The sequence below is a fragment of the Flavobacterium piscisymbiosum genome, assembly GCF_020905295.1.
Lineage (GTDB): Bacteria > Bacteroidota > Bacteroidia > Flavobacteriales > Flavobacteriaceae > Flavobacterium > Flavobacterium piscisymbiosum.
The window spans coordinates 3242874-3256730 of the sequence record NZ_JAJJMM010000001.1; the positions used below are offsets into that span (position 1 = coordinate 3242874).

The window sequence follows — 13857 nt, forward strand, 5'->3', positions numbered from 1 at the left end:
ATAAAAAATCAATACTTTAGTTGAAAATTTAACAACGCCTATGAAGAGAGTGATACTTTTATTTATTGTGTTTTTTACTGTTAATACTTTTGCTCAAAATACAGAATATTCTATCATTGTAAAAGATATAGAAACACAATTGCCTATAGAAAATGCAATGGTTGTTATACTTAAAACCAAACAGGTTTTGTTAAGTAATGAAGACGGAAAAGTTACTTTTATGCTAACCGGAGCTTCGAATGTTCAGGTTTCTGAAATGAATTATGAAAATTTAACCTTGCGCTGGGCTACTTTAAAAGAGGATCAATTTGTAGTTTATTTGCAAAATAAAGACAACAAATTGGATGAAATTGTCTTGTCTAAAGATAATCCGCAAAAAATATTGCAAAGAATCGTTTCTAATTCGGTAGAAAAATTAACAACACCTTACCGTCTTAAAGTTTATGTGAGAGAGTTTTTTATGCTCGATAATAAATACTCCTATTATAATGACGGATTAGTGAATTTTCAATTCTCAGGAAATAAAAAGTCAACCACTACATTATTAGTAGAGCAAAACAGATCTTATGGTTTGCTTGAAACAGATGTAAGTGCAGATTTAAGAGGTTATAATCTCAATAATATCATGGAGAATTATTCGAACTTAAATTACTTTCAGCCCATTTTAGATCCAAAAGCAAAAAAAGAATATGATTTTATTATAAAAGGACATCCCAATAATAAGGACTATTATATAATGAACATCACTCCGCTGGATAAATCTAAAAAAGATGCGGATAGTTTTGAAGTTATTTATGATCCTGTAAAGAAATTAATTGTAGAATTTTCGTGTGTTTTTACGCCCGGGAATCCTGATAAAATCGAAGAAAAACCTGCAATAGGTTCAAAAAAAATCACCAGATCTTTTGTAAAAGTAGATTATAGATTAGATGGTTCAGATTATTATCTTTTAAGTTCGAACGAAGAAATAGCTTATGATCTTACCTTAAAAGATCAGGTTAAGAATATTCAGGTCAGGAATAATTTTATAACGACCAGTTTCAATAAACAGAAATTTACGTACAACGAAAGTGATGTTTTTAAAGAGAAAACACTCTTTAACAAGCAAAATAAAATCCTAACCAATTATTGGGATATTTCCGGATTTACAGCCACTGAAGAAGAAAAAGCAATCATAACTTCCTTAGATTTTAAAATGTAACTTTTAATAAAATAAAAAAATCCTGAGTTTAGCGCTCAGGATTTTTTGTGTTTAATGATCAAGTAAGATCAGTTTTTTTTATTTTATTAAAAATTAAAACCAAGCCTTGCATAATAGTAAGCTCCGTTGAAACCCATTTGTACAGCATCCCAATATCCTCCGGCTTCAACCCAGTCATCTTGTTGGTCAGGATAAATATTTAATAAGTTATTGGCGCCGATGCTAATTTTAGTAGATTTCGAAACTTTAAATCCTAAAGTTAAATCGGTTACGATTTTTGCTCCATAAGTATCTGTTGCGGCTTTCTTTTGATTGGCTAAAACCTGAGCATCAGTTTCGGCAGGAGAAGTTCTATAGTCTTCCGGATCTTCGTCCATTTGATAATCCAGTAATTTTACTTCGCTAAATCTCGTAAAAGCCAATCCTGCATCAAACCATTTTCTTCCGTAATTAAGGTTAAGACCAAATTTATTTGGCGGTGCAGAAGCTAGTAAAAAAGCTTTATCACGTTCTCCAAAGAATTGATTTGCAGGTAAAGTACCATTATGTACTTTATCGATTTTCATATCATTAATGTTTCCAACAAGAGTTGCACCCAATCTATTTTCGTTGATTGTTTTTTTCCAGGCCAAAACAACATCAAGTCCTTTTGTTTTAGTATCTACACCATTTACAAAAAACTGAGCCTTAGATTTATTTCCTAGAGCTGGCGCATCAAAATAACCAGTTAACACAATTCTGTCTTTTACATTAATTAAGTAGCCATCGACTGTTGCAGTAAAGTCTCCAAAATTAGCTGTAAATCCTAAAGATGCATTTATGGCTTTTTCCTCGTTTAGTTTTTCAATTCCAAAAGACTTTGTGATTTCACTATCATTTGCAGCTAATAAAACTTCAGTTGCACCGGCTGAACTAAAATTCGTAAAATGGAGATTGTAATAGATTTGAGCTAACGATGGAGCACGAAATCCCGTACTTACAGATCCTCTTAAATTTATGTGATCTGTGATTTTAAGTCTCGAAGCAAATTTTCCATTTACAGTACTTCCAAAATCACTGTAATTTTCATAACGAACAGCTCCGCTTACCATCCAGGCCTCTGTTACATCCAATTCCGCATCAGCATATAAAGAGAAGTTGGTACGGCTTTTATTTACTTCGTTTGCCGGACTATAACCCGGAAAACCTTGAGAACCTCCAGGTCTTGGCTCTCCAGATATAGGGTCAATTGGAGCGCTTTGAGTAGCCGGATTTGTAATTGGCACTCCGTTAGTGTCGTAAGTAGCATAAGAACCTTCTTCTCCGGCAAAAATTTCAAATTTTTCTACTCTAAATTCAGTTCCAAAAGCAATGTTTAGTCCACCAAGAATATCGCCATAATTTTTTGAAACATCTAAATTTGTAGTGTTTTGAAGTAAACTATGTCCGCCCGCATCAAATTCTCGTGGCGATTTATCTTCAAGAGAAGCATTAATAGTTCCTTTTATATCATACTGAAATTTGTTCTTGCCAAAAGTATTACTTAAATCCCATTTCCAGCCAGCTGAGGTTTCGGTTCTAACTCCTGCGGCTAACGAATTATCATTTATTTTTGATGTAATTCTGGGCGTATATCCACCAGGATAAATAGATTCGACTACTCTTTCTCCGTCATTTCGGGTAAAAGCATACGCATCAGTATCGCGAAAATTGCTTCCTCCAAAAGCATAAAATTCCGTTTTGTCAGAGATTGGAATAGCGAGATTTACAAATAAATTTACACCCTGAATTTCGGCTTCTCCAAAACCTTTTCTAAAATCAAAACCAGGACGTAGTGTTTTGTTTTTATTCAAAAATTCTCCGGTAACATTCACATAGCCTCCTTGTGTACCTATTGCAGTACCGTAGTTGGCAGAAACTTTTAGAGATCCTCCATCAAAGTTTTGATTTTTTCCAAATGAGTTTCCATTACCTTTTTTGTCTAATCTAAAATCTTTAGTGTTGGCTGTACCATCAGGAAAATCTCCTTTTGCATCTGTATTAAATGCACCATAAGTAATGGCTCCGGTAAATTCGTTTATATTATCATTCGTAACAATATTGATAACTCCTGCAATAGCATCAGAACCATATTGTGCCGCTGCGCCATCTCTTAAAATCTCAATTCGTTTAATAGAGGCAGCAGGAATAGCATTCAAATCAGTTCCGGTATTTCCGCGTCCGCGAGTTCCAAATAAGTTAATCAATGACGATTGATGTCTTCTTTTTCCGTTAATCAAAACCAGCGTCTGATCAGGACCCATTCCTCTTAATGAAGCCGGATCAACGTGATCTGCTCCATCAGAACCGGATTGTTTATTCGCATTAAACGAAGGCGCAACATATTGTAGTAATTCATTAATTTCCAGTTTTCCGCTTTGCGTCGTAACATCTTTTACATTAATAACATCAATAGGAACAGCCGAATTTACAACCGTTCTTTTTGCGTTTCTCGAACCAACTACTACTACATCGCTCAATATTTGGCCGCCGCTTTCATCTAAAATAACCTCTATTTTATCGCCTGTAACTTTTTTTTCGATAGAAGAATAGCCAACATAACTAAAAATTAATGTAGCTCCTTCTTTGACTTTTATACGATAACTTCCTTCAAAATCAGTCGATACGCCGTTTGCAGTTCCTTTTTCAAGAACATTAACACCCGGTAAAGGCGCGCCGGATTTGTCTTTTACAACACCTGAAATTTCTTTTTGTGCAAAAAGAAACATCGTATTTAATAGAAATAAAAATAATGCAATCTTTTTCATGGTTTTGTGAGTTTGGTTTATTGTTTGATTTTGATCTTTGATAAAATTACTGTTTTTTAACAAAATATTAATAAAAAGTTTAATTATTTTAAAGAAGGCGTTTTAAAATACATTAATCGTCATTTTTACTTCACTTACGAGCTATTAAATCTTATATTTGCAAAATTTTAAAGCCAAAAAATATCATTTTGGCAGAAACAAAAAATCGATACATAAATTATATATCATTAAAGTAACGACCTATATATTAAGGTAGAAGCTAAATGATAAAGACCTGAGAGAATCAGGATCTAATAAAAAATAAATAGAAACAACAGATGAAAGCAGGAATTGTAGGATTACCAAATGTTGGAAAATCAACATTATTTAATTGTTTATCTAATGCAAAAGCGCAAAGTGCAAACTTTCCGTTTTGTACAATCGAACCTAATATTGGTGTTGTAAACGTTCCGGATCCAAGAATCAACAAGTTAGAAGAATTGGTAAAACCAGAGCGCGTACAAATGGCAACAGTAGATATTGTTGATATCGCAGGTTTGGTAAAAGGAGCAAGTAAAGGTGAAGGTCTTGGAAATCAATTTTTAGGAAACATTAGAGAGTGTAATGCTATTATTCACGTTTTGCGTTGTTTTGATAACGATAACATCGTACACGTAGACGGAAATGTAAACCCAATTCGTGACAAAGAAACGATCGATATCGAGTTACAGTTGAAAGATTTAGAAACCGTTGAAAAACGTTTAGAAAAAGTAAACCGTGCCGCTAAAACAGGAAATAAAGAAGCTCAAACTGAAAAAGCACTTTTAGACAGAATCAGAGAAGCGTTATTACAAGCTAAATCAGCTCGTACTATTACACCTCAAGGAAACGACGAAGAAGTTTTAATGGAATCTTTTCAGTTAATTACTGCAAAACCAGTTTTATACGTTTGTAATGTTGACGAAAATTCAGCAGTAAACGGAAACAAATATGTAGATCAGGTTCGTGAATTAGTAAAAGACGAAGATGCTGAAGTTATCATTCTTTCAGTAGGAGCAGAGGCTGATATTACAGAATTAGAGAGTTACGAAGAGCGTCAGGTTTTCCTTGAAGATATGGGATTAACAGAGCCGGGAGCATCAGTTTTAATTCGTGCAGCTTACAAGTTATTAAAACAACAAACGTATTTTACCGCAGGTGTAAAAGAAGTTCGTGCCTGGACCATCAACATTGGTTCAACAGCGCCACAAGCGGCTGGAGTTATCCACACTGATTTCGAAAAAGGATTCATTCGTGCCGAAGTTATTTCATACGAAGATTACGTTCATTACGGTTCAGAAGCAAAAGCAAAAGAAGCAGGAAAATTCAAAGTCGAAGGAAAAGAATATGTAGTAAAAGATGGTGATGTAATGCACTTCCGTTTCAACGTATAAATTTCTGGAGAATAGAGTAAAGAATAAAGAATAAAGAATAAAGAAGAAAGAATATAGAGAATAGACTAAACTGCTGAAGGAATTCAGCAGTTTTTTTATGCTCAAAAAAGAAATTAGAAAAGAAGTAAATAAAAAAATAAGAGTAAAAAAATCCGTGCAAATCCGCGCTTTCGCGTTAGCGAATCCGTATCATCCGTGTGCCATTTTTCAGGACCAATTTCCAGCTTTACTCTTCAAGATTTTTCCTGAATTTATTTTTTTGTCCGGCATAAAAAGAGCTTCCTCCGGTCGCTTTTTTATCGCCACAAAAAATATAAATTCATAAAAAATGCTTTCCGTTTCAATCTGGGGTAGTCAGCAAAAACAAGACCTTTTGTTTGAATCATTAAATTTGCAAAACAAAATTATTAGCTTTTATTTTTTTTTGGCTTAAAAATTGGTTACAGAAAAATTAATCAATAACTAATTTAAAAACAAACCAATCAAAATGCTAAAATCAACCTTCAAATTTCTCGGCTGGACTATCCTCGGAATCATAACTTTTCTTGTTTTGTATCTCATTTCGGTTTATCTGATTTCTAAAATCACTGTCAATTCAGATGTTGCACAGGTAGAAGAAAAAGATGCAGTTTCTATCTATATTCTTTCAAACGGAGTTCATACGGATATTGTAGTTCCAATTGTAAATGATACTAAAGATTGGCGAAACGAAATTCAGTTTGGTCAAACACAATCAAAAGATTCTTTGATGAATTATATCGCTTTTGGCTGGGGCGACAAAGGCTTTTATCTCGATACGCCAGAATGGTCAGACTTAAAAGCAAGTACAGCCTTAAAAGCAGCATTCGGAGTCAGTTCATCAGCAATGCACACCACATTTTTCAAACAATTAAAAGAAGGTGATGATTGCAAACGCATTTTAATTTCAAAAGAAAACTATCAAAAATTAGTCACTTTTATTTCAGATAGTTTTACTGATTCCATTCACCCACAATGGATAGAAGGTCACAGCTACGGAAGAAAAGATGCTTTCTATGAAGCCAAAGGAAGTTATAGTTTGTTTTATACCTGCAACACCTGGGCGAATTGCGCCTTAAAAGCTGCCAATCAAAAAGCAAGTTTATGGACGGTTTATGATAAAGGGATTTTTTGCCATTATAAATAAATCAAGCTTAAGAGCGCAATTTTTTTTCTCATTTTATGACAATATTTTCTTTAAACTTTGCGCCTTAGCGCCTTTGCGAGATTATTTTTTCAAAGCTTAACTTAATGACAATACTTAAAAGTAAAAACGACATGGGAAAAATGTAAAATTCATCAAAAAAGCAAGAATCCTCATTTTTTTATAATTTCTTAAATTTGAGAGTATATCTAAAAACCAGAAGTATCGTGAAAATCAAAAATATATTCTCCAAGTCATGGTTTCTGCTTAAGAACACCTTTTTAGAATTCAATGATGACAATGCTATTAAACTTAGTGCTGCATTATCGTATTATACCATATTTGCATTACCGCCTTTATTGATTATCATTATTACCATTTGCGGTTTTTTCTTTGGCGAAGATGCTGTAACAGGCCAGCTTTACGGGCAAATAAACGGTTTGGTGGGTAACGGCGCAGCAATTCAGATTCAGGAAGCGATAAAAAATGTGCAATTATCAGGAGATAATGTTTTTGCTACCATATTTGGGATTGCGATGTTGCTAATTGGGGCATCGGGAGTTTTTGCCGAAATACAAAGTTCTATCAATTTTATATGGGGATTAAGAGCAAAACCGGATAAAGGAATTAAGAAATTTATTCAAAATCGTTTAATGTCATTTTCGATGATTGCTTCAGTTGGTTTTTTAATGTTGGTCAGTCTTTTTATAAGTACTACATTAGATTTAGTCAGTGCACGTTTAAAAGTATATTTTCCGGAAAGTACCGTTTATTTGTTTTATGTAGTCAATATCATTATTGTTTTGGCGAGTATAACATTGCTTTTTGCTATTATTTTCAGAACATTACCAGACGGAAAAATAAGATGGAAAGATGCTTTTATAGGATCAACCGTCACGGCAATATTATTTATGATTGGTAAATTTGCAATTGGCTTTTATTTAGGAAGTTCTACAGTTGCTTCAGTTTATGGCGCAGCGGGTTCTGTAATAATTATTTTGGTTTGGGTCTATTATTCGGCAATTATTCTGTATTTTGGAGCAGAATTTACCAAAGTATATGCAAAATCTTACGGAGGTAAAATTTACCCGAATGAATACTCAGTAGAAATTCAGAAAGAGATTTACGAAATCGAAAAACCAAATAAAATATAATTAACCATAAAAGTTATATAAGATAATTTAAGCTTGTCGAAACTAATTTTGATAACGTAATTCAATGTACTTATATAACTTATAGGGTTTAATTAATAAAAAACAAACATATGAAAATTATAGCCTTTGGAGGAAGTAACAGTCAGCATTCTATCAATAAACATTTAGCAACTTATGCGGCAAGTTTATTCGAAAATGCCGAAATTGAAGTATTGGATTTAAACGATTTTGCAATGCCGTTATTTAGCGTTGATCTTGAGAAAGAAGTCGGACAGCATGAAAAAGCAAAAGCATTTTTGGGCAAACTAGAAAGTGCGGATATTTTAGTAGTTTCTCTGGCAGAAAATAACAACAATTATTCTACAGCATTTAAAAATGTATTCGATTGGTCTTCCCGAATTATCAAAGACGTATTTCAGAAAAAGCCAATGTTATTAATGGCGACTTCACCAGGAACAAGAGGCGGTGCTTCAGTTTTAGAAATAGGACGTAATGCTTTACCAAGATATGGCGCCGAAATTAAAGCTACATTTTCATTACCTGCCTTTAATGCTAATTTTGATTTAGAAGAAAATAAAATTTCTAATGCAGAATTAGACAAAGAATTAAAAGATCTTATAAAAGAATGTTTTTAAATCTATGAAAATAAAAAATATTGCCTTTATAATTCTTTTTCTTAATATTCTTTTTTTGCATTCCTCGTACTCCCAAAAGTATAGTGATGTTGATAAGATCGTGGCTAAATATCCTAAAAACTTTAGTTCTACAAACGATTTGGCTCAGAGAATTCAAGACGATTTTTCTTCAGAACAGGATAAAGCACGAGGTATTTACACTTGGATTGCTCTTAATATAAAATATGACTACAAAGCTTATTTAAATCCACCCAGAACTCAGGGGTTTACTTATTCGACTGAAGCTGAGAAACAAAGGAAAATTAAACAAATCAACGATAAACTGATTCAGAAAACTTTTGATTCTCAAAAAGCAGTTTGTGAAGGTTTTACAGCTTTGTACCAACATTTGGCAGGACTGGTGGGCTTGAAATCAGAAATAATTAGAGGAGATTCAAAAACAAGACTGGCAGATATTGGCCGAAAAAACACTTCATCAAATCATGCCTGGAATATGGTTTTGATCGATAAAAAATGGAGATTAATTGATGTTACCTGGGGGCAGGGATATTACGACAGCAGTAAAGGACGAATGGTAAATGATTTTGATCCCATTTATTTTGATACAGATCCTGATTATTTTTTTGCCAAACATTTTCCTGATTCGGGTTCTTATCTGGGGAATAAACTAAATAAAGAAGAATTTCTAAACGGACCTCTGATTTATAATAAAACAATTCAGGGCGATTTTAAAATTAAATCACCGGATTCCGGAATAATCGAAGCGAAATACGGAGATAAGATTACTTTTGAAATCAAAAATGCTTCAAAATCAGACCTTATTTTCTATTTAAATAAAAAGAATCAACCCGTTAAGATTACGAACTCTAAAGAAAAGCGTGGTGGTTTAGAATTTCAAATCACCTATGATAAAAATATAGGTGATTATATTACTATTTATCTGGATACTGCCAGCATTGTTTCGTTTAAAATAATTCGGAAATAAAATATAATTAAGAGGTTTGTTTTAAAGAATTTTCTTCTTTTATCGAATTGCCGTATCTTAGCCGTAAAGAGATGAGATTTAATGATAACAGTTAATGTAGCTGTTAAAATGTGATTATGAGTATGGAGACAACTTTCCTGAAATCAATTTTAGATAATGATTTCTATAAATTTACGATGCAGCATGCTGTAATAAAACTTTTTCCAAAGGCAAAAGTACGTTATGGTTTTATAAATAGAGGCAAACATATTTTTCCTCCGGGTTTTGCTGATTTACTTAGGAAATCAGTAGATGCAATGGCTGATTTACGATTGACAAAAAACGAAAAACAGTATTTGTCCAAATTTTGTCCGTATCTGGATCCTACCTATTTAGATTTTTTACATGGTTATGTTTATGATCCATCAGAAGTTCAGATTACGCAAGAAGGATCAGAAATAAAAGTAACAATTGAGGGGTTTTGGTACCGTACAATTTTATGGGAAGTACCTTTGATGGCTTTAATTTCGGAACTTTTTTATAAATCAAATCATCTCATTCGCCTAAATGATGAGGCTATAAAAACATTAACCAAAAACAAAATTGACAACTATAATAGTTTAGGGGTTTCAATTTTAGAATTTGGTACAAGACGCCGTCATTCTTATGATGTACATGTTTTAATCAATAAAACTTTGCAAAGTTTTGGTTCAGAAAGTTTTATCGGTACAAGCAATGTACATTTTGCAATGGTCAATAATATTAGGCCTTTAGGAACGCATGCACACGAATGGTTTATGTTTCATGCGGCACAATATGGTTTTAAAATGGCGAATTTAATAAGTTTGGAACATTGGACACAAGTTTACGGAGGTGACCTCGGAATTGCCTTGACAGATACTTATACCACAGATGTTTTTTTTGAACAATTTGATAAAAAATATTCCAAACTTTTTGATGGCGTGCGTCATGACAGCGGACATCCGATTGAGTTTGCGCAAAAAGTAATTTCGCATTATACCAAAATGGGGATTGACCCCAAATCGAAAGTAATTGTTTTCTCGGATTCACTAAATTATGATAAAGTAAAACTCATAACCGATTTCTGTAAAGACAAAATCAAAATGTCATTTGGTATTGGGACTAATTTTACCAATGATGTAGGTTTACCTCCCATGAATATGGTCATAAAACTAACCGAAGTTAAACTCGATAACACGCATTGGCAGGGTGTAGTGAAGCTTTCTGACGAAAAAAATAAAAATACGGGAACGCCCGAAATGATTGCTTTAGCGAAGCAAGTTTTAGGAATCAAATGTTTTTTTGTTTAAAAGCTGATTTTTTATATTTTTATCGGCCGTATTATTTTAAAATCAATTTAAATAGAATTTAAAGCTGTTATTAATCGTAACAAAAAGAAAATACGCTTTCATTTTTTGACTATAAATGGTACATTAGCCAAAAATCCAATTTACTTTATGCTAGAGCAAAATCAATATACCGAAGATAATATTCGATCACTCGATTGGAAAGAACATATCCGTATGCGTCCCGGAATGTATATCGGGAAATTGGGAGACGGATCTTCGCCAGATGATGGTATTTATATTCTGTTAAAAGAGGTTTTAGATAACTGTATCGATGAGTTCGTAATGGGCTCCGGAAAAACTATTGAGGTGACCATCAAGGATAAAACGGTTTCGGTTCGTGATTACGGACGTGGAATTCCGTTAGGAAAAGTAGTCGATGTAGTTTCTAAAATGAATACAGGAGGGAAGTACGATTCTAAAGCTTTCCAGAAATCAGTAGGTTTAAATGGTGTCGGAACAAAAGCAGTAAATGCACTTTCGAATTATTTCAGAGTAGAATCAGTTCGTGATGATAAACAAAAAGGAGCAGAGTTTTCGGCAGGAAATCTGGTTCTCGAAGAAGATATTATTGATACTACAAAACGAAAAGGAACAAAAGTAACCTTTACGCCGGATGAAACCATCTTCAAAAATTACAAATTCCGTATGGAATATGTCATTAAAATGGTCAAAAATTATTGTTACCTAAACAATGGTTTGACAATTATTTTTAATGGCGAAAAATATATTTCTGAAAATGGTCTTAGAGATTTATTAGAAGAAACAATTAGTGCAGAAGATCTTGAATATCCAATTATTCATTTGAAAGATCATGATATTGAGATCGCCTTAACACACAGTAAAACGCAATATAGCGAAGAATATCACTCTTTTGTTAATGGGCAAAACACCACACAAGGAGGAACGCACTTAGCAGCTTACAGAGAAGCAATCGTAAAAACCATTCGTGAGTTTTACAATAAAAATTTCGAAGCATCTGATGTTCGTAAATCGATTGTAAGTGCGATCAGTATCAAGGTAATGGAACCCGTTTTTGAGTCTCAAACCAAAACAAAACTGGGTTCTACAGATATGGGTTCTGATGATGGAACACCGGCAGTATCTGTTCGTACGTTTGTAAATGATTTTGTTAAAAACAAATTAGACAATTATTTACATAAAAATCCTCCGACTGCAGAAGCATTATTGCGTAAAATTTTGCAAGCCGAAAGAGAGCGTAAAGAATTATCAGGAATTAGAAAACTGGCGACAGATCGTGCTAAGAAAGCTAATCTTCATAATAAAAAATTAAGAGATTGCCGAGCGCATCTTCCGGATACTAAAAACCCTAGAAACTTAGAAAGTACGCTTTTTATTACCGAGGGGGATTCGGCTTCCGGATCGATCACAAAGTCACGTGACGTGAATACTCAGGCAGTTTTCAGTTTACGTGGTAAGCCTTTGAATTCGTACGGAATGACAAAGAAAATTGTGTACGAAAACGAAGAATTCAATTTACTGCAAGCCGCATTAGATATTGAAGACGGACTTGAAAAACTGCGTTACAACAACATTGTAATCGCAACCGATGCCGATGTCGATGGAATGCACATTCGTTTGTTGTTGATTACTTTCTTTTTGCAATTTTTCCCTGAATTAATCAAAGAAGGACATTTATATATCTTGCAAACACCACTTTTCAGGGTTAGAAATAAAAAAGAAACCATCTATTGCTATTCAGACGAAGAAAGAAAAGATGCAATTGAAAAATTAAAACCAAAACCGGAAATCACGCGATTTAAAGGTTTAGGAGAGATTTCTCCTGATGAGTTCAAGAATTTTATTGGAGAAACCATTCGATTAGACCCAATTATGATGGATAAAAATACTTCGATTGAGCAATTGTTGTCTTTCTATATGGGAAAAAATACACCTGACAGACAAGAATTTATCATCAAGAATTTGAAGGTAGAATTGGATGCGGTTGAAGCGGAAGTTTAATTTTATGAGAAAAACTATTCTGGGTTTATTGATAATCGCGTTATGTTTTTCTTGTCAGTCAAAAAATGATGAGAAGAAATCAGTAATTGTGCCTAAGCCTGTAAGTGAAATAAAAATTGAAGAAAAAAACGAGAGTTTAATTTATAAAATTAAAGAAAATACAATAGTAATAGGTGGTGATACATTAAAAATCGAAGCTCCTTTTATCTATTCTTTTGAAGGGAAATTAGATAATGATAAAAAAATTCAAATTCATATTTCTAATAAATTGACTGAAGAATTTGGAGGATATTGGAAGTCAGGTAATCTTTATATTGATGGAGAAAACCAAATCTTTGGCTTTGGATTAATAAAAAATGACAAAGAGGATTTCTACACAGGCGAAGTGTATTATGACAGGAATGAAAACGAGAAAACTATTTGCAATCTTAAATTATACAATTTATTCACTAATGAAATGTTTATAGAGTGCATCTATAATAAAAAAACATATAAAATTTATCCAAGTAAAAAATTTCCATCTTATAAATGCTTTGATAAAATTGATTATACATTATTTGATACCGGAAAAACTTATAAAAAAGGGATAGCAAAAGATTATACCCCATCAAGGGATTATATTTTTTTAGGAGAAATTTTATCAAACGATAAAAGCTTTGAAGCTTTAAGTTTAAATTTAAAGTATTTGCCTATTGATTCGGTTAGTATAAAAAATCATCATAAATGGAAACATAATTTTGATATTAAAAAAGCGGTAAGTAATGAGGACAATTACACGACAGAAAGTTTATCTGTTAGTTCGCCTATTTTTATTGATTCAAATATTTATGTAGTTTCTGATTATTGGTACAATTATATGGGTGGAGCACACGGTATGTATCATACATCATATGATAATTACGAAGTAAGTAGTGGAAAAAAAATAGAAATAGCACAAATTCTAAACACAAAAGATGAAAATTTTATTGATTTTTATGGAAATAAGATAAGATCAGATTACGGTGATGAATTATTAACTCCAATAAAACTTGCTAACAATTTTTATATTTTGCCAACAGGAATTACCTTTTCTTATGCTCCATATGAATTAGTAGGTTTTGCAGGCGGAGAACCTGAGATTTTTTTTAGTTATAAAGAATTAAAACCGTATATTTTAAAAAATACTATTCTGGATAAGTATAATTCGAATTAAG

At 32.8% G+C, this 13857-nt stretch carries 10 protein-coding genes; 9 read left to right on the top strand and 1 reads right to left on the bottom strand.

What is annotated here, in order from left to right; genetic code table 11:
* Positions 1–40 precede the first annotated feature (40 nt).
* Positions 41–1201 carry a hypothetical protein gene (locus LNP81_RS14175; protein ID WP_230036870.1) on the top strand — a complete coding sequence of 387 codons (1161 nt, stop codon included), beginning with the start codon at positions 41–43 and terminating at the stop codon, positions 1199–1201.
* Positions 1202–1287: 86 nt separating this feature from the next.
* Here LNP81_RS14175 and LNP81_RS14180 read toward each other — a convergent pair whose 3' ends face one another.
* On the bottom strand, positions 1288–3987 hold the full coding sequence (locus LNP81_RS14180) for a TonB-dependent receptor (protein ID WP_230036872.1): 2700 nt from the start codon (positions 3985–3987) through the stop codon (positions 1288–1290).
* Positions 3988–4304: 317 nt separating this feature from the next.
* Here LNP81_RS14180 and ychF point away from each other — a divergent pair, with 317 nt between their 5' ends.
* The 8 genes from ychF to LNP81_RS14220 all read left to right on the top strand — a co-directional run bounded on the left by ychF (position 4305) and on the right by LNP81_RS14220 (position 13856).
* Complete coding sequence (ychF, locus tag LNP81_RS14185) at positions 4305–5399, top strand: redox-regulated ATPase YchF (RefSeq protein ID WP_230036873.1); 1095 nt, start codon at positions 4305–4307, stop codon at positions 5397–5399.
* A 487-nt stretch (positions 5400–5886) separates the two neighbouring features.
* Entirely contained in the window at positions 5887–6564 is a 678-nt protein-coding gene (locus tag LNP81_RS14190; protein WP_230036874.1) for a TIGR02117 family protein, read from the top strand.
* 224 nt (positions 6565–6788) lie between these two features.
* Entirely contained in the window at positions 6789–7715 is a 927-nt protein-coding gene (locus tag LNP81_RS14195; protein ID WP_230036875.1) for a YihY/virulence factor BrkB family protein, read from the top strand.
* Positions 7716–7825: 110 nt separating this feature from the next.
* Positions 7826–8350, top strand: coding sequence for an NADPH-dependent FMN reductase (locus LNP81_RS14200; protein ID WP_230036876.1), 525 nt, complete (start codon positions 7826–7828; stop codon positions 8348–8350).
* Positions 8351–8354: 4 nt separating this feature from the next.
* The gene (locus LNP81_RS14205; protein ID WP_230036878.1) at positions 8355–9335 is read left to right on the top strand and encodes a transglutaminase domain-containing protein; all 981 of its coding nucleotides are present in this window, start codon (positions 8355–8357) and stop codon (positions 9333–9335) included.
* Between the two features lie 122 nt (positions 9336–9457).
* Positions 9458–10645 (top strand): nicotinate phosphoribosyltransferase, encoded by a 1188-nt coding sequence (gene pncB, locus LNP81_RS14210; RefSeq protein WP_230040916.1) that lies wholly within the window; start codon positions 9458–9460, stop codon positions 10643–10645.
* A gap of 147 nt (positions 10646–10792) precedes the next feature.
* Complete coding sequence (locus LNP81_RS14215) at positions 10793–12664, top strand: DNA topoisomerase IV subunit B (RefSeq protein ID WP_072955860.1); 1872 nt, start codon at positions 10793–10795, stop codon at positions 12662–12664.
* A gap of 4 nt (positions 12665–12668) precedes the next feature.
* Positions 12669–13856, top strand: a complete 1188-nt coding sequence (locus LNP81_RS14220) for an RsiV family protein (protein WP_230036880.1) — start codon at positions 12669–12671, stop codon at positions 13854–13856.
* Position 13857: the final 1 nt, after the last annotated feature.